General features: G+C 52.4%; 14 protein-coding genes and 1 pseudogene. 4 read left to right on the forward strand and 11 right to left on the reverse strand.

What is annotated here, in order from left to right:
* Window positions 1–90: 90 nt before the first annotated feature.
* From VRC33_RS14935 to wbaP, 7 genes are all read right to left on the reverse strand, one after another.
* Window positions 91–843: a glycosyltransferase family 2 protein gene (locus VRC33_RS14935; RefSeq protein WP_338557112.1), complete on the reverse strand. Its 753-nt coding sequence runs from the start codon at window positions 841–843 to the stop codon at window positions 91–93.
* Between the two features lie 116 nt (window positions 844–959).
* On the reverse strand, window positions 960–2,096 hold the full coding sequence (locus tag VRC33_RS14940; RefSeq protein WP_338557113.1) for an EpsG family protein: 1,137 nt from the start codon (window positions 2,094–2,096) through the stop codon (window positions 960–962).
* Between the two features lie 128 nt (window positions 2,097–2,224).
* The gene (locus VRC33_RS14945; protein WP_338557114.1) at window positions 2,225–3,136 is read right to left on the reverse strand and encodes a glycosyltransferase family 2 protein; all 912 of its coding nucleotides are present in this window, start codon (window positions 3,134–3,136) and stop codon (window positions 2,225–2,227) included.
* Window positions 3,137–3,256: 120 nt separating this feature from the next.
* On the reverse strand, window positions 3,257–5,440 hold the full coding sequence (locus VRC33_RS14950; protein ID WP_338557115.1) for a polysaccharide biosynthesis tyrosine autokinase: 2,184 nt from the start codon (window positions 5,438–5,440) through the stop codon (window positions 3,257–3,259).
* A gap of 12 nt (window positions 5,441–5,452) precedes the next feature.
* Window positions 5,453–5,887 (reverse strand): protein tyrosine phosphatase, encoded by a 435-nt coding sequence (locus VRC33_RS14955; RefSeq protein ID WP_338557116.1) that lies wholly within the window; start codon window positions 5,885–5,887, stop codon window positions 5,453–5,455.
* Between the two features lie 15 nt (window positions 5,888–5,902).
* On the reverse strand, window positions 5,903–7,036 hold the full coding sequence (locus tag VRC33_RS14960) for a polysaccharide export protein (RefSeq protein WP_338557117.1): 1,134 nt from the start codon (window positions 7,034–7,036) through the stop codon (window positions 5,903–5,905).
* Window positions 7,037–7,323: 287 nt separating this feature from the next.
* Window positions 7,324–8,757, reverse strand: coding sequence for an undecaprenyl-phosphate galactose phosphotransferase WbaP (gene wbaP, locus VRC33_RS14965; RefSeq protein ID WP_338557118.1), 1,434 nt, complete (start codon window positions 8,755–8,757; stop codon window positions 7,324–7,326).
* 797 nt (window positions 8,758–9,554) lie between these two features.
* Here wbaP and VRC33_RS14970 point away from each other — a divergent pair.
* Complete coding sequence (locus tag VRC33_RS14970; RefSeq protein ID WP_338557119.1) at window positions 9,555–11,138, forward strand: TerC family protein; 1,584 nt, start codon at window positions 9,555–9,557, stop codon at window positions 11,136–11,138.
* A 116-nt stretch (window positions 11,139–11,254) separates the two neighbouring features.
* Here VRC33_RS14970 and asmA read toward each other — a convergent pair whose 3' ends face one another.
* The 3 genes from asmA to udk form a co-directional block, all read right to left on the reverse strand.
* Window positions 11,255–13,099, reverse strand: coding sequence for an outer membrane assembly protein AsmA (gene asmA, locus VRC33_RS14975; protein ID WP_338564499.1), 1,845 nt, complete (start codon window positions 13,097–13,099; stop codon window positions 11,255–11,257).
* 51 nt (window positions 13,100–13,150) lie between these two features.
* Window positions 13,151–13,732: a dCTP deaminase gene (gene dcd / locus VRC33_RS14980; protein WP_338557120.1), complete on the reverse strand. Its 582-nt coding sequence runs from the start codon at window positions 13,730–13,732 to the stop codon at window positions 13,151–13,153.
* A 115-nt stretch (window positions 13,733–13,847) separates the two neighbouring features.
* A complete protein-coding gene (udk, locus tag VRC33_RS14985; RefSeq protein ID WP_338557121.1) occupies window positions 13,848–14,489 on the reverse strand; it encodes a uridine kinase in 642 nt (213 codons plus the stop codon).
* Window positions 14,490–14,775: 286 nt separating this feature from the next.
* On the opposite strand from udk, the gene VRC33_RS14990 reads away from it, so the two are divergent.
* The 3 genes and pseudogenes from VRC33_RS14990 (at window position 14,776) to yegD (ending at window position 20,325) form a co-directional block, all read left to right on the forward strand.
* A complete protein-coding gene (locus tag VRC33_RS14990; RefSeq protein WP_338557122.1) occupies window positions 14,776–15,405 on the forward strand; it encodes a phosphatase PAP2 family protein in 630 nt (209 codons plus the stop codon).
* 166 nt (window positions 15,406–15,571) lie between these two features.
* A complete protein-coding gene (locus tag VRC33_RS14995; protein WP_338576756.1) occupies window positions 15,572–18,904 on the forward strand; it encodes a diguanylate cyclase in 3,333 nt (1,110 codons plus the stop codon).
* A 69-nt stretch (window positions 18,905–18,973) separates the two neighbouring features.
* Window positions 18,974–20,325, forward strand: a pseudogene (gene yegD / locus VRC33_RS15000) (molecular chaperone).
* A 46-nt stretch (window positions 20,326–20,371) separates the two neighbouring features.
* On the opposite strand, the gene VRC33_RS15005 reads toward yegD, so the two are convergent.
* Window positions 20,372–21,334 carry an aldo/keto reductase gene (locus VRC33_RS15005; RefSeq protein WP_338557124.1) on the reverse strand — a complete coding sequence of 321 codons (963 nt, stop codon included), beginning with the start codon at window positions 21,332–21,334 and terminating at the stop codon, window positions 20,372–20,374.
* Window positions 21,335–21,461 lie beyond the last annotated feature (127 nt).

The raw sequence follows: 21,461 nt of genomic DNA on the forward strand, positions 1-21,461 counted from the left end.
AAAAACCTGGCCTGTTAAAAAACGCTCAGGTCATCAGGTAAGGCTACTCTTTTCATCATGGCAAAACTGAAACGTTTCAGGTTGCGGCGATCATCTGTGCTTAAGCGTAAACAAAACGCCATTGACCATGTACCAGACGTAATAGTAATACACTTTTAGTGGATTGTTTTTATAGATAAATCTTAATAAATCGAGGTGCCACTTCGCCGCTTTGTTTTTGTTGCGCGAAAGCGAATCACCCAGCTCATAGTAAATAACAAGATTCTGATTTATTACCCTGGCCTGTTTGTACTGATCGAACAGTTCATAGAGGAACAAAAAGTCCTCATGCCCCTTTTTCTGGAACATAAGGTTGCGGGATGGACGACGATAGCAAACCGAAGAGAAGCAGATGCGGAACTGCTTTTTCACGAAGTTCTCTTTCATCAGGTAAGGCTTGCCGTAGGTCACATCATAGGCTTTGGTGCGGGATTTGTAGCCGTAATGGGAAATCACCAGATCGTCGCCGGCGGCCAGCGCCTGAACCTGCAACATCAGTTTATCTTTTTCCCACTCATCATCACTGTCCAGAAAAGCAATGATCTCTTCTTTAGCCGCTTTTAATCCGACGTTGCGGGTTTCAGCCGCGCCCATATTGACCGCGTTGTTAAGCACGGTGATCCGGGGATCGCGGCAGTGCTCCTGCACAAAGGCCAGCGAGTCATCAGTGGATTTATCGTTAATCAGATAGATGTGCCAGTCTGTCCAGGTTTGATCAAGTACCGATTGTACTGCCCGCAGAACCGTATTCCGCGCGTTGTACATAGGGATGATAATGCCCACTGTGCCAATTTGATTAGTCATCTGATTTCCTGAATCTGAACCGCTGAAGCGTAAATTTAGAAAGAAAAAAGGCCATTTGTTATATGGCCTGTGAAGTGTGCAACTGAAAGCCCGCCGCTAAAACCGGCGGGAAAGTGCTATCGGGTCAATCTGAACGTGTCGGAAACGGTGTATCCCACTACGGCCTGTTTCACCTGAATGGTGTTGTAGTAGAGGTAATAAACCAGAATGAAGAGGATCATCGTATACATTGGCAGCCTGAGAATTTTTTTGGAATAGAGCAACAAAGTGGCCAGGACTACCGGTTCGATCTGCAGCAGATAGTTCGACAGACGTGCACCCGATGGATAGTTGTAGAAGAAGATCCTCACCGCACCACCAATCGCGAAGATTAAGATGATCAGGTAGTTAAAGCTGTACGCCTGCCAGTCCGTCTCTTTCAGCTTTCTTGAGAGCATGAAGTAGCAGAAGACGCAGACCAGAATAATGTTTTTGAAGTTAGCAATCGAGAATACCGAAGTCGGTTCCCCGGCTGTATCCCCGTTACTGTAGCCTGCCGCTCGTTCCCCCAGCGAACCAAGGTGCGAGGAGATCAGCAGAACGAAGTTGTTCCCCCCTATTTTAGAAAGCGGCACGCTCAATATAATAATAGCGATCGGAATCAGAGGTGACTTTCTGATATAGAGGAACGGAATAATGGTTACCGCGATAACAGCCGTGTTATGGCTGAAGAACGACAGCAGGAAGAAGGCAAAGGCCCAAAGTTTTTCACCCTGGAACAGATAATAAACAAAGCCGAGGAAAAATGCCGAGCTCAGACCAAATCGAATCTGGTTCATATCTTTATTGATATAAACGTGCGCTGAATAGAGCGCCAGAGTCAGGATTGGAAAAGGAGAGAGCTTCTTAAAGAAGAACGCATTAATCGAAACGGCAATGGTACAATAGATAAAGATCAGGATGTCGGCATTCTTCGACACCACACTGGAGAGAAAGGCGATCAGGAAGGTCATCGGCTCGTAACGGAAGAAGGCTATCGTCTTCGCGACGCCATTCACTTCAATTCGTTGCAGGAAGTCCTGATAAAAGCTGCGATATTGATAGTCATCCATTCCCGTTCCGAGTCCGCGGATACCGCCAAAGACAATCAGAACCAGAACGCACATCAAAAACAGGTAAGTGGAGATTTTTTGAGTCTTGTTATCCTCCTTCGTAATAACTTCCAGTATGGAAATTAATGCGATAAACCCTGAAATATACCAGTATGGAGACATTTAAGCTTTCCTTATATTTTCCAGCTTAATATTCATTCTTTCTTCGAACTTATGGGTAAAACTTGCAGTGTGTAGTTGTGCATCCCAACAGGGTAAAGCTGCCCACAAACAATCTGTTTCTGTTATTACTACCGTGACTTGCTTCCCATCCGCTCTTTAAATTTATCTTTCAGGCGGTTGATGAAGTAGGTGCGGTTGTCTTTGTTGGTCAGGAAAAAGTAGCGCGCAAAACTGACGCTGGCCTGTAAGGATTTACCGTCCATCTTGTAGCGCAAAGGCAATTTATAGGCCTTATAAGTGTTGATATCACGCTGCGTCAGGTAGGGCTTCATGTTGTCCAGCCAGAACTGCGAATACTTTACGGATTCGCCTTTGTGTTTGGAGCCGAATTTCGTGATCAGATGATAGTTAGCCAGCGGCTGGGCAATCATCACAAACTCGTAGCCCTTTTTATCTGCACGGATACAGAAGTCGTAATCCTGATGACGGATGTACTTAGGGTCGAACTTAATATCCTGCGCATATTCGCGTTTCATCACCAGCGTACTGGTCTGGATGAAACCGTAGCAGCCGAAAAGATACTCAGCGACAGTCTCGGTGCGGGCGACAGGCTGCATCGGCATGACCTTGAGGAACTGGCCATCCTGGATAATGTTTACCTGGCTGAAAATAATAAACTTCTGCTTACCCTGAGCTTCCAGCTTCTGGATCTCCTGCAGCGACGTCAGCAGCTTATCCTGATGCCACTCATCATCCGCATCCAGGAAGCTGATGTAATCGCCGGTCGCCAGTTCGATGCCTTTATTACGCGCACCGGAACCGTTGAGTTTTTCCTGCGACAGTACCAGGTTAATCTTGAGTTTGCTGTACTTTTCAGATCCAACCACGGCGGCCAGTTTGTCGGCATCCGCTGATTTATCATCAATGATGATTACTTCGAAATTCTGATACGTCTGTGCAGCCACGCAGTCCAGCGTGGTCACAATGGATTCGGATGCATTGTATGCAGGAATGACAATCGAAAAGAAAATATCCTTCATTTCAGGCACCTTTTAAACGTCCTAACGGGCAATCCCTGCCCTGCGCTGAACGGGCGTTCAGGCAGGGAGGAAATTAAAAGAACCTTTTCCGGTCAAGGCGAAAAGGTTCTTCAGTACTGTTTAGCCTTTTGCTTCCTGCTTGTACTGGTAGTCGTAGTAGTCATAACCGTAGCCATAGGCGTTGGTCGCTTTACGGACTACAGCATTGAGGATGACGCCTTTGATTTCGATACCGTTCTGGGCGAAGCGTTTGTAACTGATATCCACTTCTTTCAGGGTATTGGTCTCGAAGCGCGCAACCATCAGCGAGGTTCCTGCCAGCTTACCAATAATGGAAGCATCGGTGACCGCCAGAATAGGTGGGGTATCGATCAGGACCAGGTCGTAGTTCTTGCTTGCCCACTCCAGCAGCTCGTTCATGCGGTTGTGCATCAACAGTTCTGAAGGGTTTGGCGGAACCTGACCGCGTGCAATGAAATCGAAACCGTATTCACCGCGCTGGATCATCGCCGGAGTGAAGGCCGTTTTACCGGACAGCACGTTAGAGAGGCCCACTTTGCCACTCGCACCCAACAGCTCATGCGTATAGCCACGGCGCATGTCACCATCGATGAACAGCACTTTCTGACCCGCGTTAGCCACCAGCGTTGCCAGATTAGAACAGATAAAGGTTTTACCAATACCCGGGCTGGCACCGGTGATCATCAGGATGTTGTTTTTAGCTTCCATCATCGCAAAGTGCAGGCTGGTACGCAGACTACGAATCGCTTCAATGGAGAGGTCAGTTGGGTTGCCCAGCGCCAGCAGCGTGTTATGCGGATCGGTTTTACCCTGCACGTTACGTTTGGCCAGAGCTTCAGCATCTTTCTTACGCTGCCATTCTGACAGCGGCACGCTGGCGTAAACGCTCATACCCAGCTCTTCCAGCTGATCCGGACGGTCAATTCCGTGGTGGAACAGCGCTTTCAACAGGATATAACCCACTGAGACGAACAGGCCCAGAATCATGCTGGCGGCGATCAGCAGCAGTTTCTTCGGTGCTACCGGGCTGCCTGCCGTTTCGGCGTTGTCCACGATGCGAACGTCACCCACGGTGCTGGCTTTACTGATATCCAGTTCCTGCTGGCGATTCAGCAGCTGCATGTAGATTTCCTGACCTGCCTGCACATCACGCGTCAGACGCACGATATCCTGCTGGGTCTGAGGCATATTGCTGATTTTCTGGTTCAGCTTTTTCTGCTCGTTTTCCAGCGTCTGGCGTTTTTCTAACAGCGCACGGTAAGTCGGGTGATCCTTTTTGAACAGCTGAGAAACTTCAGCTTCGCGGAAGGTCAGTTCGTTCAGCTGGCTCTGAATGCTGACGGAAGAGTCCAGCGCAGATTTCGCTTCCAGCGACATATCTACAGAGTCATTCTGACGGCGATAGGTGTTGAGCTTGTCTTCAGCGGAATCCAGCTTGCCACGCACGTCCGGCAGCTGTTTCTGCAGGAAGATCAGGCTTTTCTGCGCTTCTTCAGATTTGCGCTCAACGTTCTGACCAACATAGTTAGTGATGATCTGATTCAGCACCTGGCTAATCAGTACCGGGTCTTCACCGGTATAGACCAGACCCAGAACACCGGTGTCTTTGCCTTTGTCTGCGACATTCAGGTTAGCTACAACCATCTTGATCGCCTGCAGTTCAGAAAGTTTAGTAGCTGTGAAGTCGGTGCCAGCATCGATACCCTCAATGGATTTAACCATGATGGTCACGCCTTTCTGGTTTTCCACTTCGCCGACTTTACCTTTGAACAACTCATCGCCGTCTTTGCTTACGGTGTAGCTGTCAGGGCCAGTCACTTCCACTTCTACATTGCGTTTTTCCCACTCCATCGGCACGGTCAGTAAAGGAATATCCAGCCTGCCCGGCTTGTTGCCGAACATGCGGGAAAGGCCTTCACCGATCACCGGGAAGTAGTTTTGCTCTACCAGAACATCCAGGCCGAGGTCCTTGACCGTTTTTCCGATAACCAGACGCGAGGTCACAATCTGCACTTCAGTGTCAGAAGTTGGCTGCGAGTTTGGCATCATTTGGGTCAGGTCGTTCAGCACCGTGTTAGGGTTCTTACTTTCTACCTGCACCATCGCATCCGCACTGTAAATCGGCGTAGCGAACAGGCTGTAGAGCGTGCCCAGCAGCATGAACAGCGCTGTGACTGCAACAATTACCCAACGATGGTCTACAAGTTGTCCCACAAGGTGCGCCAGATCCCATCCACTGGAATCGTCTTTTAGCGCTGACGGTGCCTTACTTTGTATTTTCATGGATATTCTCAACTATCGGCTTAATGCGTTGACCCATTTCTGGGCAGCGTTTTCGAGTGTTCCGTACACGGCTTCAAAGGCATCGCGGCTTTTCTTGTAAGGATCCGCTATTTCCTGTTGATTGAGCCAGTGGCCAAATAACATGGTCTTGCCACGTACGGAAGGGTTGATGCGATTGACTGAATCGACATGCCTTTTTTCCATCACCAGGATCAGATCGTATTCCTGGCACATGTCTGAGGTCAGCTGCTGGGCGACATGCCCATCCAGCGAAACCCCGTGTTTATCAGCCACGCTGCTTGCTGTCCCATCGGCTTCTTTGCCGACAAGAGCACCAAGCCCGGCGGACTCGACTTTTTTATCTGGCAGCGCCGATTTGAGTAACCGCTCCCCGGTGGGAGAGCGGCAGATGTTTCCGACACAGACCACTAGGATTGAATTAATCATAATGTTCTCCAGTCATTACCAGTTATGAATTGCCTGAACGTTACGCGTTGCATCGTAGACACCACTGATGGTTGGGACCAGCTGCGAAATCACGCGGTTCCAACGGGCCAGAGGCGTAGCCGTAACGTAAACGATGTCATAAGGCTGCAGCTGGAATTCTGAGCCCATAACCATCGCCGAAGCGTCTTTGGTATTCAGCTGATAAATGTTCGCAATCTTAGAGCGATTCTGTCCTTTGATCGGACGGATTACGAAGACACCGGTTGCATCGGCCACAGTCTGATCCATGCCCTGAGCATTCCCCAGCGCTTCCGCCAGCGTCATGCCGCTGCGGTCCATTTTCATGGTGGCTGGCTGTTTCACTTCGCCCATAACGAAGATTTTCAGATCGTCGTTACGAGGAACGTAGAGAATATCGCCCGGGTAGAGCAGGTGGTTCTGGGACAGGTCGCCATTTTGCATCAGCGCCTGCAGTGAGATAGGCATTTCGCTACCGTTGTGGGTCAGCACAACATTCCGCCAGTCGGCGTCAGCTGTCAGACCGCCAGCGGCGTTTACGGCATCAAGAATAGTCAGAGGAACGTTAGTAATAGGCTGCTGACCGGAGGTGGTCACCTCACCCGTGACATAGGCTTTCTGAGATTTAAAGGAAGCCACGCTGACATCGACCTGTGGCGTTTCAATATACTGAGCCAGGCGGTTAGCAATCTCGTTGCGAACTTCCTGCACGGTACGGCCCGCTACACGGACGCGTCCGATGTAAGGATAAAAGATGGTGCCGTCAGAGTGTACCCAGTTACCGGTATCGCTGGCGCTACGGTACTGACCGGCTGGCGTGGTCAGTTCAGGGTGATCCCAGACGGTGACGGTCAGCACATCGCCAATACCAATATGGTATTCATAGCTCTGCAACTCATTCTGCAGCTGTGGGTTTTGCTGCGCGACGTTCGGTTTTGGTCGCATTTGCTCAACCAGACCTGGCGTCATTGGGAAGACATTCACGTACTTATCAATATCAAAGTCGCTATCCTGCTGCTTAATGACATCTTTTCCGCTGGTGGAGAGAGAACTACCCGGTGTAATAGTACAGCCGGAAAGGAGTGCTGCCGATACCAACAGGGGTATCAATTTCGTTTTGATTGTAATCATCTGGTTCTTCGCTATCAGTAAATTGATTGATAGTGGCGAGTCCGCCGCTGTGTAGCGTCATGCAAAATTAATAAGGTGAATCAACTGTTCAAGCACTGTAACTGTCAGTCATTTTCATTAACTCCCTATCCTTTTTTATGTCTTGCCGGATTGATTAAAGCCGACGCTTAACATTCGTCAAAAAAAGTTTGTTCAGCTCGCAAGTCAATGACAGTTAACAGTCAAAAGACGCTTTTAATACCGGAGTAACCTGAAGTTACTCCGTTTAAACAGGACAACCTTACCTGTCAATAAGCGCCATCGCGTTTCAAAACCACGCCAACCGTTTTGAAAAGAATGGCGATATCGTTCCACAGTGACCAGTTTTTTACATACCAGGAGTCAAAGTAAACACGAGTCTCGTAACTCACATCATTACGGCCACTTACCTGCCACAAGCCAGTCATACCGGGCTTGGCCATGTAGTAGTAGTCGACATCACCGGCGTAACGCTCCAGTTCATCTTCGATAACCGGACGCGGGCCAACCAGACTCATCTCACCGCGCACAACGTTCCACAACTGCGGCAGCTCATCGAGACTGGTTTTACGAATAAAGTGACCAATTCGGGTAATACGCGGATCGTTTTTCAGCTTGAAGTCCAGATCCCACTCAGCACGCGCTACCGGGTCGGTTGCCAGTACCTCCTCCAGCACCTCTTTGGAGTTCACTACCATCGAGCGGAATTTCAGACATTTGAACTTACGGCCGTACATGCCAACACGCTCATGACCGTAAATCGGCTTGCCGCCGTCACGGCTGACCATAAAGATCAGCACTGCCAGGGCGGGGAACAGCATAATGATAATGCTCAACGCGCCGACAATATCGAAAGCACGCTTCAGGATGCGTGAAGTACGCTTCGCCAGATTGTTGCTGACGCGCAGAATCATTACTTCATGGCTGAAGATGTAGGCCATGTCGGTGCCATACAAAGGCACGCCGCGCAGAGAAGGTATCACGGAAACGGAGCGGCAGTTATGTTTAGCCAGATTTTTCAACCACTCATCGCGGTGCTGACTCTGCTCATATTCCACGGCAACAATGAACTGGGTTTCGCTGTTGACCAACTGCCACAGTGAGCCCTCTTCACGCAGCACAGGAATACCGAACAGCGCCGGTGCAGGGGTAGTACCATCAACATCGTAAAATGCCACGACATCAAACCCCATCACCTCTTCACTCTGCAACGCCAGGTAGGCCTCTTCAGCATTTTTGCCGCTGCCGATAATAATGGATTGTTTTTTCCACAGACCGTAGTGATTAAGCACTCGTTTCACTATTGCGCGGCCGATCGGAATAACGATCATCGCCAGCAGCCAGGTCATAAGCCAAATCCAGCGGGAGAGTTCCCACTTGGAGAGTGCGGTAATAGACAGGTCGATCACGGAAAAAATCAGGATAGTCCTGAAGATCTCTTTTAATTCAAACCAGAATGGTTTGCGATAAGTATAGTGGCGCTGACGAACCCAGAACCAACCGACGCAAATTACAGATAATACGATGTGTGCTGCTATTTTTAATTGCAAATCCTGCGCAGTAATATCATCCAGAAGATTTCCGGGCAAAGCATTAATCAGCAAGATTGCAATAAACAAAGAGGCATTAAATAAAACCAAATCTGAAAGAGCCAGTGAAAGTTTTATCAATAACCCTTTAAAGGTGAACTCTATATCGCGCATAATTAACTCTTATTTATTCTTCGAAAGCCTGTGATTTATTAATTTCCACCACTGAAAATAACTGCGTGTTTTTCAGTCACGTCATTTATTACACAGGAAACGTATTTGGGAGTCGTGTTAAAGCCATCGTCAGCGCGGCAGGAGAATAGACATGTAAAATCAACAACAACAGTAGAGCACCTCGTCCGGCAGGCTTCCTCGCCCGCTCAAACACGCTACCGCCCCTGGCTTGTAGCTGCCAATGCGCTGTAACGCTGTCTTACCTTGTTGTTTTTATCCTGTCCTCTCCGGGCCCAGGCTTCCGTGTTTGCCGTCTTAACATGTCCCAGTTCACAAAAAAGGACATCAGGACGCCTCAGCTGCGCTATTTGTTACATTAACGCAGACATTTACTTACACGTTGCTATACTAGTTATTACTGGCCTGTTTACAAGAGGCTGCCCCCGCCCGCGCTGTCTTTTAGGATTAAGACTACCTTTCGTTCCAGTCTTTACCTTGCATTTCCACATTTATCTCCGGTTAAAAATCAGATTAATTCGATCGGCATAAGATTAATCCTGAACGGATTGTCGGAACACGCTAAGTATCGCCTGAATCATTTCACTTACCTATGCGAATAGTCTTGAAATCTCTGGCACGTTAATACTCAGGATTTTTCTTAGTAATTTACTTTGCTGACTATCCCGTGAGTGGCGATAATCTGAGCGTTAGTTTGTGCTGCTTCCCGTTTATTTGTGGAATGGCCTGCGATTCACTATCATCAGGGCAATTCTTTAAATCTTTACAGGTGAGTGACAATGTTTGAGTGGATCGTCGATCCTTCTGTCTGGGCCGGTTTGGTGACCCTTATCGTTTTAGAACTGGTCCTGGGCATTGATAACCTTGTCTTTATAGCCATTCTGGCGGAAAAACTCCCCCCTGCCCTGCGCGACAGGGCGCGTGTAACCGGCCTGATGCTGGCGCTGGTGATGCGTTTATTGCTGCTGGCCTCTATATCCTGGCTCTCTTCCCTTACGTCACCGTTTTTCACCTTAATCGGACACCCTTTCAGTGCCCGTGACCTGATCATGCTGGTGGGCGGCGTCTTTTTACTGTTCAAAGCCACGATGGAACTGAATGAGCGGCTGGAAGGAAAAGATGAGGACGAAAACCCACAAAAGCGTGGTGCTAAATTCTGGCCGGTAGTCGCGCAAATCGTGGTCCTGGATGCCGTCTTCTCGCTGGACTCGGTGATCACCGCTGTAGGAATGGTGGATGACCTGCCGGTCATGATGGCGGCGGTGATTATTGCCATCTGCCTGATGCTGCTGGCCAGCAAGCCTTTGACCCGGTTTGTTAACGAACACCCCACCATCGTTATCCTTTGTCTGAGCTTCCTGCTGATGATTGGCTTCAGCCTGGTGGCCGATGGCTTTGGCTATCACATTCCTAAAGGCTACCTTTATGCGGCTATCGGCTTTTCAATCATTATTGAAGGCCTTAATCAGCTTGCTCAGTTCAACCGTCGCCGTTTCCTTTCGGCTAAATCGCCGCTGCGTAAACGAACCGCAGAAGCCGTGCTGCGTTTATTACGCGGCAATCATGAACACGCCGAGCTGGATGCACAAACGTCCTCTATGGTGGCGGACCATATAGAGAGTCAGGCGGTTTTTAATAAGCAGGAACGCATGATGATTGCGCGGGTGCTGGGCATGGGTCAGCGCACCGTCAGCAGCATCATGACTTCACGCCATGACGTGGAGCATGTGGACCTCAGTGAATCGCCAGAAAAGATTATGTCGCTGATCGACCAGAATCAGCACACGCGGATTGTGGTGACCGATAACAGTGACGATCCTCAGGGAGTGGTACATGTTATCGATCTGCTTCAGCAAGCCCTGCACAGTGACAGCCTGGATATCCGGGCGTTGATCCGTCAGCCGCTGGTCTTCCCTGAACAGTTAACGCTGCTGCCCGCGCTGGAGCAGTTCCGTAGCGCACGTACCCACTTTGCTTTTGTAGTCGATGAATTTGGTTCGGTTGAAGGGGTGGTCACCCTGAGTGACGTGATGGAGACCATTGCAGGCAATCTGCCCAACGAGGGCGAAGCTATCGACCCCCGCTACGACATTCTGCAAAACAGTGACGGCAGCTGGACGGCCAACGGGCATATGCCGCTGGAAGATCTGGTGATGTATCTGGAACTGCCTTTGAATGAAAAACGGGAATACCACACGCTGGCAGGGTTACTGATGGAGCATATGCAGCGGGTGCCAAAGGAAGGGGAAGAGATTCAGATCGGCGACTTCCTGTTCCGGACTCTGCAAGTGGAAAGCCATCGCGTACAGAAAGTGCAGATTGTTCCGCAGGCGGCGGCTGAAGAGCCAGATTACGAAGTGTAGCCCGGCGTCCGGTTGTTCTGCTGGCGCCCCGATGTCAGGGGCGGAACGCTCCGCTGTCCTGCCGCTATAAATAACAACGGGCCGAATCCTCAGCCCGTTCAGTTCACTCCCCTGCCCTACAAATCTTTGATCAGTTTCTGCACCGAGCTGTTCTTGTCGCTTTTCTGATTGCGATCGGACCACTGTTGCAGACGCTTTTTCGCCTCGTCCTGTAACTGCTGGCGCAGCACCTGATCAACCTGCAATGAGTAGTTCAGCCCTGACCAGGGCCCATAAATGCGTAACGGAACCGGGGTATTCTGCAGGCGTTTAACCAGCTGGTCATCTCCTTTCCAGCCCTGGGTAACCGTCACACCAAAGGTCAGGTCGGTCTGTTTGTTAGCCAGATTCACCTGCCCTTTTCCGCTGTAATCCAGCATTGAGGAGCGGCCTTTAAGCCCCGGGAAGGTGAGCAGGCCATTGTCCAGGGTGGCCCTGCCTTTGATCTGCTGGAGATTACTGCTTTTGGCCACCTCTTCAGATCCGCTGACCCGGTTGCTGTTACGTTCAACTGCCCGCTGGATCATCTGCTGGAAATTCAGTCCGGCCATCTGCGCATTACTCAGGCTCACTTCCGCCGTGCCTTGCCAGGCGCGTTTGAAAGCAGGCACCGTCAGCCCGGTTCCCTTAAAGTCTCCCGAGAGGGAGAGATCGCCACTCAGCGAGGCAGGAAGATCAAAAGCTTTGAGCAAAGGCGCAATCGCAATATTTTCCAGTGCGGGTTGCAGCGTCACCTGGGTCTGCTCGCGGCGGACATCCACACTGCCCGGCAGCGAGAACTGACCATTTCCGGCTTTGCCACTCAGCGTCGCCAGCTGTAATAAGCCATCCTGGCTGGAGGCGTTCATCCTGACCTCGCCAAAATCCATGCCTCTCCAGCGTAATTTATCCACGACCAGCGCAACTTTGCCGTCCATCGCATTTAACGGAGAGTTGGCATTATCGTGCTCTGCTGGCTGAGAAATTACCGGGCCAGGCGCTGAACGCTGGACCTGAAGCGTCTGCCCAGCCTCATCGTGGTCAGGCTCAAGACCCAGCAAAGCGTCCATATTCAGTGAGGGCGAGTGCAGGGCAAGCGCTAACTGTGGCCGTATACCCAGCGTACCGCTGGCGCTGCCATCCAGCTGACTTTCATTGGCCGTAAGCGACAGGTTTTTCAGAGTGAAAGCCTGGCTGGCCGCCGTCCATTCAGCCTGCATCTTCATCTGGCCCCTGAGCCCTTCCTGCGGCAGGTCCGCACCGGTCATCTGGTAATCAAGCTGGTTGATTGCGGCACTCAGGCGCTGGGGATACTGGCTGACATCCATATCACTGTTGAGCGAAAGCAGCAGTTCGCGCTGGTCGCGGCTGATCCGGCTACTCAGTTCAATGTGCGCCTGACGTTTTTTATCCTGGGAAAGCTGAAGGTTGAGATCGCGCAGATTGAGCTGCTCGTCATTGTTCTGCTGCCAGATAAGTAAACTGTCGGCAATGCGAAGTTCAGCGATATCAAACTTCCATCCCTGGGTAACCTCTTCTGGCTGAGAGGCGTCATCGGGGCCAACAGGCGCATCGGCAGGACGCTGAGCTTCACTGTCCGGGGTCAGATTGATCACAGCCCCTTTCAGCATCACCTGTTTCACCGACAGCTGATGAGAAATCAGGGGAAGCAGTTCAACGTCCAGACGCATATTACTGGCACTGACAACCGGCTGTTTTGCCCCCGGCGCGGTCAGGGTCATCTGGCCGGAAAGAATACTGAGCTGCGGCCAGACGTGCCAGCGGAGATCGCCGTTGAGCGCCAGGCGGTAACCGCTGCGCTTCTCGACCTGCTGAGCCATGTAGCCGCGAAAATCGTTGGGGTTAACCAACAACACCAGTGCGGTCATTCCGGCCACAATTACCACCAGCAAAATGGCCAGCGTGGTAATAAATCGTCTCATGCCTTCCCCTTATCCCCGTCGCGCTGACTGAACCACACGGGGCTGATTATTCTAATCTTTATCTATCCGGCTGGCGTCCGCGCCCTGCTGCCCTTTGTATTTAGCATCACTGCGGCTGTTGTAAGGACGCGCAGCAGGCCCGGAAAGCGGCTCAAAACTCAAAGCGCCGATCAACATCCCCGGACGCAATGCCAGTGGCAGCTTACCTGAATTATAGAACTCAAGCACAATCCGGCCCTGCCAGCCCGGATCGATACGGTGCGCCGTGACGTGAACCATCAGTCCGAGACGGGCCAGCGAGGAGCGCCCATCCAGCCAGCCAACCAGATTATCCGGCAGGGTCACGGATTCAAAGGTCACGGCCAGGGCCAGTTCGCCAGGATGCAGGAAGAATGCTTCCCCTTCTGGCAGCACAATTTCATCGCTCATCACCCGGTCAAGAGCCGCGCTGACTTCCGCTTTCGGGCCGCTGAGGTCAATAAATGCCGCCGTATGGCCGCTGAACGTTCGGAACTGATTGCCCAGTCGCACGTCAACGGTGGCGCCATTGATGCGTTCAACCGGCGGGCGGGGAGAAATGTCAAGCTGGCCATTATCCAGCCAGGCTTCGATATCGCGGTCGCATAATCTCATGGATAAAACTCCCTATAAGTCTGGTACAAATTGGGTTTCAGGCAGCGCGAGATCCCTGCTCTGCCTGCGCAATCCGCCAGCCCCTGTCCGGTTGAGACGGGGCTGGGGAGGTCAGCTATTCGAAGAACTGATTGATTTTGGCCTTGAGAATATCGATGGCGATACGGTTTTTACCGCCGCGAGGCACGATAATGTCAGCGTACTGCTTGGAAGGCTCGATAAATTGTAGAAACATCGGACGGACAGTTTTCTGATACTGTGCCATAACGGAATCCATCGAACGTCCACGTTCGTTGACATCCCGTTTCATACGGCGCATCAGGCAGATATCCAGCGGCGTATCGACGAAGATGGAGAAGTTCATCTCCTGACGTAAACGGGCATCGGTCAGCAGCAGGATCCCTTCAAGGATAATCACCTTTTTCGGTTTCAGCTGAATAGTTTGCGCTGTACGCGTGTGTTCAACGTAGCTGTAAACCGGGAGATCGATGGCTTCACCCGCTTTGACCTTCTGCAAATGTTGCAGCAGCAGGTTATGATCCATCGCGCTGGGGTGATCGTAGTTGGTTTTAACCCGCTCATCCATGGTCAGATGGCTTTGGTCTTTGTAATACGCATCCTCGGGGATAACGCCAATATTTTCATCACCTACCCGTTCGCGCACTTCGCGATAGAGCGTACTGGCAATGAGACTTTTACCCGAGGCAGATGCGCCGGCGATACCTACGATGACGCACTGGTGCGACTTGTCAGTCATAAAATTAAAGACCTGATTACTGGTTGTCTGAGACAAAGGAGAGGACGATTTCGCGCGTAATTATAGGGATTTCGGGGGGTTGATGCCAGTGAAAAGCGCGGCTTTGCTTTTAGGACTTTCCCGTTAGGCGCGGTTCGCCTGGCCCGGTAAACTGGTTTTAATGAGACCAGACTCGCATAATGAGTCAGGGAAATTCTGCGAAGCGGGACGTGACTGAGATTTTACTCTCCGTTGCAGCGCCCTTTTTATCGCTGGCCTGACTCAAACACAATAAGAAGGAAACAAGGTGTCCTGGCATATTTTGCATATTTTGACCTATTTTGGCGACAGCATGTTGTTGATCCCCACTGCGGTGATTATGGCTATTCTGATCACCTGGAAAAACAGCGACCGCCGTGCCGTCTGGTACTGGGCGCTGGCATTCTGCGCCGCCGGGGCTATTGTCAGCCTCTCCAAAATCGCCTTTCTGGGGTTTGGCATCGGCAGCGCACGGTTTAATTTCACCGGGTTCAGTGGTCACAGCGCCATGTCCGCCACCCTGTGGCCAGTGATGCTGTGGTTGCTTAGCGGCCGCCTTAAGGATAAGGGCCGGACTGTTGCCGTAGCGATTGGCTATCTGATCCCCCTGATGGTTGGCGCTTCCCGCCTTGTGCTTAACTATCACTCGACCAGTGAAGTGATTTGCGGGCTGATTCTGGGCTTCACTCTGAGTACCGCCTTCCTCGTAAGCCAGCGGCGTTCTGAACTCAAAGGGTTCTCAACCGGGCAGCTCTGTATCGCCCTGCTGCTGCCCCTTTTGCTGCTGGGACAAGGGCGCCTTGCCACAACCCAGCAATTTCTGCAGCGGCTTTCGGTGCAGATTGCGGGCATCGACCATGCCTGGACGCGAGCCGAGCTGTTGAAATTACGTCAGTAACGTTTTTTGCTGCAAAAAAAGGGCGATTGCCGCCGGTCAATCGTCCGAATAACGCCCACTTTTGAATTACCCTAAGCATTCACAAATGGTTATGTTAGCATCGTTGAAGTAACGTAGATTGCGCCCCTGGTCAGCACAGATCACCGGCGCCGTGCTGGATTTGTGTATGACAACTGAAATCCTTGTTCCGTCTAAACGCACCACTGAGTGGTTCCGGGCGCTGCTGCTGGGCTGCGTAAGTTTTGCGTTGACGCTGTTCTGTTTAGAGCTGATTAAAGTCAGTGGTCACATCTCGCCGTTGTGGTTCTCCACGGCATTAATGACGGTGCTGGTTTTCCGCCTGCCTCTGGCTTCACTGCCGCTGATCCTGTTGAGCTGTTTTACCGGCATTGTCCTGGCAAACGGGTTGGTGCTGGGCTTAACAATCGCCAGCGTGAAGTATCCCTTAATCAATCTGCTGCAGGCGATTATGGGTGGCTCACTGCTGCGGGTGATGCTGGACCGGCAGTCGCCGCTTGGCTCGTTACTGAGCTGGAGCAAAATGATGGTCGCGGTGGGGCTGTTTACTCCCCTGCTGGGAGGATTGCTCGCCGCCTGGACAGCAGCCATGTCTGGCCATGCCAGCTTCCGTTTTTTCTCTACCTGGGTGATTTCCGAAGTTATCGGTATGCTGGCCCTTGGCCCGGTATGCCTGCTGTGGAGAAATGACTACTTCAGGAATGCGCGCCAGCATAATGCCCTGTTTGAAACGCTGCTGACGCTGATTGTCACCCTGGTGCTGAGTTACTTCTCGCTGCGTTATCTGCCGTGGCCTTTTACTTTTGTGGTGTTAGTGCTGTTTTACAGCGCTGTGCGCCTGCCCCGCTTTGAAGCCTTTGTGGTGTTTCTGGCCACCATGTCGATGATGACGCTGATGCTGGCGCTGGGACTGCTTAACGTGCACACCAGCCGCGGCGGGGCTTTATCCAATGCCGTCTGGCTGCCTTTTTTGATGGCGCTGATCCCCAGCCATATGATGGCGCTGGTAATGCATTCGTTCCGCAAAGAGAAAAAGCATATTTCTGAAAGTGAAACCCGTTTTCGTCATGCCATGGAATATTCGGCGATCGGCATGGCGCTGGTTTCGCCTGAAGGCGACTGGTTACAGGTGAATAAATCGCTGTGCCGCCTGCTGGGTTATCAGGAAAATGAGCTGAAAAAACTTAATTTCCAGCAACTTACCCATCCTGACGATCTGCATGCCGATCTGATGCAGGTTAAAGCATTACTGCTGGGTGAACTCGAATCTTACACTATGGAGAAGCGTTATCTTCGCAAGGACGGTGAAATCGTCTGGGCGCTGCTGACGGTCTCTCTGGTATGCAACAACGATCGGCTTCCGCTCTACTTTATTTCACAGATTGAAGATATTTCGGAGCTTAAGAAAACCGAAGAGGTTAACCGACGCCTGATGCACCGCATCACCCTGGCTAATGAGGCCGGCGGGATTGGTGTCTGGGACTGGAGCCTGACGACCGGCAAGATGAGCTGGGACAAACGAATGTTCCAGATTTATGAGCTGCCTGAAGATGGTCAGGCCACCTATCTCACCTGGGCAAACAGCCTGCTGGCAGCCGACAGGCAGATGGCCATTGATGCTTTTGACGTTGCGGTAAAGACCTCCACGCCCATTGATATCCAGTTCAGAATCGAGACGGTTCAGGGCATTCGTTATATCCGCAGCCAGGGCAACCTGGTGCTTGATGAAAAAGGCAATGTGGAACGTATGCTGGGTATCAATCAGGATGTGACCGCTATGCGTCAGCTCAGTGAAGCGCTCTACGAGGAAAAAGAGCGCATGCACATCACCCTGGATGCGATAGGTGAGGCGGTTATCAGCACGGACGAAGAGATGCGGGTGATCTTTATGAACCCGGTGGCGGAGACGATGTCCGGCTGGACGCAGGATAATGCTGTGGGCGAGCCGCTGAGCGATATTCTGCATATCACCCATGGCCGGAAAGGGCCGGAGATGGAGAGCCTGCTGCTGTGCGAACTGCCGCATACCCGCTCCACGCCTGATAATGAGCTGGTGCTGCACAACAGCGCCGGCTCTCAGTTCGATATCCATTACAGCATCACGCCGCTGAAAACGCTGGAGGGCGACAATATTGGCAGCGTGATGGTGATCCAGGACGTCAGTGATTCGCGAGAGATGATGCGACGTCTGAGCTACAGCGCCTCACACGATATGCTGACCAGCCTGCCCAACCGTGTCAGCTTTGAAAACACCCTCAGGACGCTGCTCCAGACTGCGGCTGAACAGCATAAACAGCATGCGCTGGTGTTTATCGATCTGGATCGCTTCAAAGCGGTTAACGACACAGCCGGACATGCGGCAGGGGATGCCCTGCTGCGTGAAATTTCCAGCGTGATGCAGCATCATCTGCGCAGTAGTGATTTCCTGGCCCGACTTGGCGGCGATGAATTTGGCGTCATGCTGCAGGACTGCCCGCTGGAAAAAGCCACCGAAGTTATCGAACGCCTGGTTAAAGCGGTGAACGACTATCGTTTTGTGTGGGAAGGCCGTCTGCATCGGGTGGGCGCCAGCGCAGGCATCACCCTGCTGAACAAAGAGAATCACAGCGCCAGCGAAGTGGTGGCACAGGCTGACCTGGCCTGCTACAACGCCAAACACAATGGCCGGGGCCAGTTGTCCCTTTACGATCCTCATCTGTTGCGCACGCTTAAACCTCTGCTGAGCCGCCGGGACAAAGAACAGATCCTTTCTCATCAACCGATGCGGTTGCTGGTTTCGGCTGCGACTCCCTCGCGCAAACCCTCCGCAGTCAGTTTTTATCTGACCGGGATCCAACTTTATACTCCTGATGGGCAGGAAATTGACGAGGTCAGTTTCCGCACCGGGCTGGTGGATGAGGATTTGATCCTGGCGCTGGATCGTAAACTGATCGGCGAATTCTTCCAGAATTATGCTCAGGGCGTGGCGAGTAAGGGATTGACCCTGGTGCTGCCCCTGTCGGAACAGGGCGTGCGCAGCGAAGCCTTTATTACCGAAGTGCTGGCCCAGATGGCGCGGTTTTCCCTTCCGGCCAGCCTGCTGTTCTTCTCGGTACCTGCCGATGCTTTTACTGGCCAGGACGATCGGGTGCTGAATAACGTGGCGCGTCTGCGCGCCACGGGAGGCAGGATTGTCCTGCGTGATTTTGGCCGCAATCTGGACGCCTTTAATCAACTGCCAGCCGACCTGATCGACTACCTGATGCTCAGCCCTGAATTGACGGCGAATGTTCACTGCAATCTGATGGATGAGATGATGGTTTCTATTCTGCAGGGCCATGCGCAGCGCCTGAATATCGCCACGCTGGCCGGGCCGGTCGGCTTGCCCGCAGCGCTGACCACCCTGTCGAACATCGGGGTGGATTATGTCTGGGGGGAGGCGATCTCCGGGCAGGAGCCTTTAAGCACCCTCCTGATTAACAGCTACTTTGCGATTAAATAGCCCGGGGTTCTTGCTCTCCACCCGGCCCTGGGCTAAAGTCGCCCCCTTTTTTCCAGCTTAGGGGGATAAATGTTTATTGGCTTTGATTACGGGACAGCAAATTGCTCGGTCGCCGTTATGAATGAAGGCGCGCCCACGCTGCTGCCACTGGAGCAAGGCTCCACCTTATTACCCTCTATGCTCTCTGCTCCCACGCGTGATGCGGTCAGCGAATGGCTGTTCCGCCATCATCAGGTTCCGACGCCTGAAGCAGAGAACCAGGCGATCCTGCGTCGTGCCCTGGCGCTGAACCGCGAAGAAGATATTGAGGTCACTCCTGCCAGCGTACAGTTTGGCCTGGCTTCCCTCGCCCAGTACATGGCCGATCCGGAAGATGTCTGGTTTGTTAAATCGCCTAAATCCTTCCTCGGGGCAAGCGGCCTCAAACCGCAGCAGGTCGCTTTCTTTGAAGATCTGGTCTGCGCAATGATGCTGCATATCCGGCAGAAAGCGGAAGCCCATCTTAATGAGAGCATCACTCAGGCAGTGATTGGCCGTCCTGTTAACTTCCAGGGACTGGGCGGAGATGAAGCCAACCGTCAGGCTCAGGGAATTCTGGCTCGTGCAGCCAGCCGTGCCGGATTTAAGGATGTAGAGTTCCAGTTTGAGCCGGTTGCCGCAGGGCTGGATTTTGAAGCCACGCTTAAGGCGGAAACCCGCGTGCTGGTAGTGGATATCGGCGGGGGAACCACAGACTGCTCAATGCTGCTGATGGGGCCGAAATGGCATGACCGATCCGATCGTAATGAGAGCCTGCTGGGTCACAGCGGATGCCGCGTAGGCGGAAACGATCTGGATATCATGCTGGCATTTAAAGAGCTGATGCCGCTGTTGGGTCTGGGGGGGCAACGGAAAGGGGCATCGCCCTGCCTGCATTGCCCTGGTGGAACGCGGTGGCGATCAATGATGTGCCGGCACAAAGTGACTTCTATGCCACGGCAAGCAGGAAGCAGCTGATGGATCTGATCCGTGACGCCCGGGAACCGGAAAAAGTGAAGCGCCTGCTGAAAGTCTGGCAACAGCGTCTGGGCTACCGGCTGGTTCGTGCGGCGGAAGAGAGCAAGATTGCGCTCTCTGATCGGGCCGAAGTGACCACAGCCCTGGGCTTTATCGAACAGGCGCTGGATACCTCCATTAGCGTGGGGGCGTTGCAGACGGCTATTTCACAGCCGCTGGAGCGCATTCAGGAACAGGTTAAACTGGCGCTGGAAGCCAGCGGCACCCGCCCTGATGTCATCTTCCTGACCGGCGGCAGCGCCCGTTCTCCGGTGCTGCGTCAGGCGCTGAAACAGCAGCTGCCGGATATCCCCCTGACCAGCGGCGATGATTTTGGCTCCGTTACCGCAGGTCTGGCCCGCTGGGCACAGGTGATGTTCCGCTAGCTTTTCCCTGGTGCTGCGCCTTTTCACAAGGCGCAGCGATCGAGGCTCAGTAGCTGCTGGCTTCTGACAGCTCGCGAATATCGTCATCGCTTAATTTCAGGGAGGCTGCTTTGGTCAGCTCATCCAGCTGCGCCAGCGAGGTGACGCTGACAATGGGTGCGGTTATGCTGGGGCGGGCAATCTGCCACGCCAGAGCGACCTGAGTAGGTGTGGCGTTAGTGGATTCTGCCACCTGATCCAGCGCGCTGAGAATACGTAACCCCCGCTCGTTGAGATACTTCTCTACCACACCCTCGCCGCGCTTACTTTTGCTGGCATCTTCCGGTTTACGGTATTTGCCGCTGAGAAAGCCGCTCGCCAGGGAATAGTAGTTAATCACCGACAGGCCGTTCTCCTGAGTAACCTGCTCCAGACCGCTTTCATACTCTTCACGATCGTAGAGATTGTATTCTGGTTGCAGCGTTTCATAGCGTGCCAGCCCCTGCTCTTCACTCACTTTCAATGCTTCGCTCAGGCGTTCTGCAGAGTAGTTTGATGCGCCAATAGCCCGCACCTTGCCTTCCTTAATCAGGGCATCAAAGGTGGCCAGCGTCTCCTGCAACGGCGTATCGCTGTCATCACGGTGTGCCTGATACAAATCGATGGTGTCGGTTTGCAGACGACGAAGCGAATCTTCAATTGCCTGACGGATATACTTCGGTGACAGGCCCGTTTTATCCGGCCCCATCTCGATGCCGACCTTGGTAGCCAGCACGATTTTGTCACGCTTGCCGCTCTGCTTCAGCCAGTTACCGATGATGGTTTCTGATTCGCCTCCCTGATTTCCGGGCGCCCAGCGGGAATAGACATCCGCGGTATCGATGAACCAGAGCCCTTTCTCTACCAGCGCATCCAGCAGTGAAAACGAGGTTTTTTCATCCACTGTCCAGCCAAACACGTTGCCACCAAAGGTCAGCGTGGGAACCTGAATGCCGGTACGACCTAACGAACGCTGTTCTGACAGACTCATATTCTTCTCCTGTTTTTATCGCGTGACTTTTAGCGTAGCAAACCTCACCGGCCCGGCTTCGCTGATTTGTGGCAAAAGATGTGCAGGTCAGGAATACTTACACGCCCTGAACGGTTATCCTTAATTC

It is taken from the genome of Erwinia sp. E_sp_B01_1 (assembly GCF_036865545.1).
Classification (GTDB): Bacteria; Pseudomonadota; Gammaproteobacteria; order Enterobacterales; family Enterobacteriaceae; genus Erwinia.

What these genes read in the sequence shown, in the direction of transcription:
- VRC33_RS14945 (WP_338557114.1), bottom strand. Translation starts at nt 3,136, where the DNA reads ATGAAGGATATTTTCTTTTCGATTGTCATTCCTGCATACAATGCATCC.
- VRC33_RS14995 (WP_338576756.1), top strand. Translation starts at nt 15,572, where the DNA reads ATGACAACTGAAATCCTTGTTCCGTCTAAACGCACCACTGAGTGGTTC.
- VRC33_RS14955 (WP_338557116.1), bottom strand. Translation starts at nt 5,887, where the DNA reads ATGATTAATTCAATCCTAGTGGTCTGTGTCGGAAACATCTGCCGCTCT.
- wbaP (WP_338557118.1), bottom strand. Translation starts at nt 8,757, where the DNA reads ATGCGCGATATAGAGTTCACCTTTAAAGGGTTATTGATAAAACTTTCA.
- VRC33_RS14940 (WP_338557113.1), bottom strand. Translation starts at nt 2,096, where the DNA reads ATGTCTCCATACTGGTATATTTCAGGGTTTATCGCATTAATTTCCATA.
- VRC33_RS14935 (WP_338557112.1), bottom strand. Translation starts at nt 843, where the DNA reads ATGACTAATCAAATTGGCACAGTGGGCATTATCATCCCTATGTACAAC.
- VRC33_RS14970 (WP_338557119.1), top strand. Translation starts at nt 9,555, where the DNA reads ATGTTTGAGTGGATCGTCGATCCTTCTGTCTGGGCCGGTTTGGTGACC.
- dcd (WP_338557120.1), bottom strand. Translation starts at nt 13,732, where the DNA reads ATGAGATTATGCGACCGCGATATCGAAGCCTGGCTGGATAATGGCCAG.
- VRC33_RS14950 (WP_338557115.1), bottom strand. Translation starts at nt 5,440, where the DNA reads ATGAAAATACAAAGTAAGGCACCGTCAGCGCTAAAAGACGATTCCAGT.
- udk (WP_338557121.1), bottom strand. Translation starts at nt 14,489, where the DNA reads ATGACTGACAAGTCGCACCAGTGCGTCATCGTAGGTATCGCCGGCGCA.
- VRC33_RS14960 (WP_338557117.1), bottom strand. Translation starts at nt 7,036, where the DNA reads ATGATTACAATCAAAACGAAATTGATACCCCTGTTGGTATCGGCAGCA.
- asmA (WP_338564499.1), bottom strand. Translation starts at nt 13,099, where the DNA reads ATGAGACGATTTATTACCACGCTGGCCATTTTGCTGGTGGTAATTGTG.
- VRC33_RS15005 (WP_338557124.1), bottom strand. Translation starts at nt 21,334, where the DNA reads ATGAGTCTGTCAGAACAGCGTTCGTTAGGTCGTACCGGCATTCAGGTT.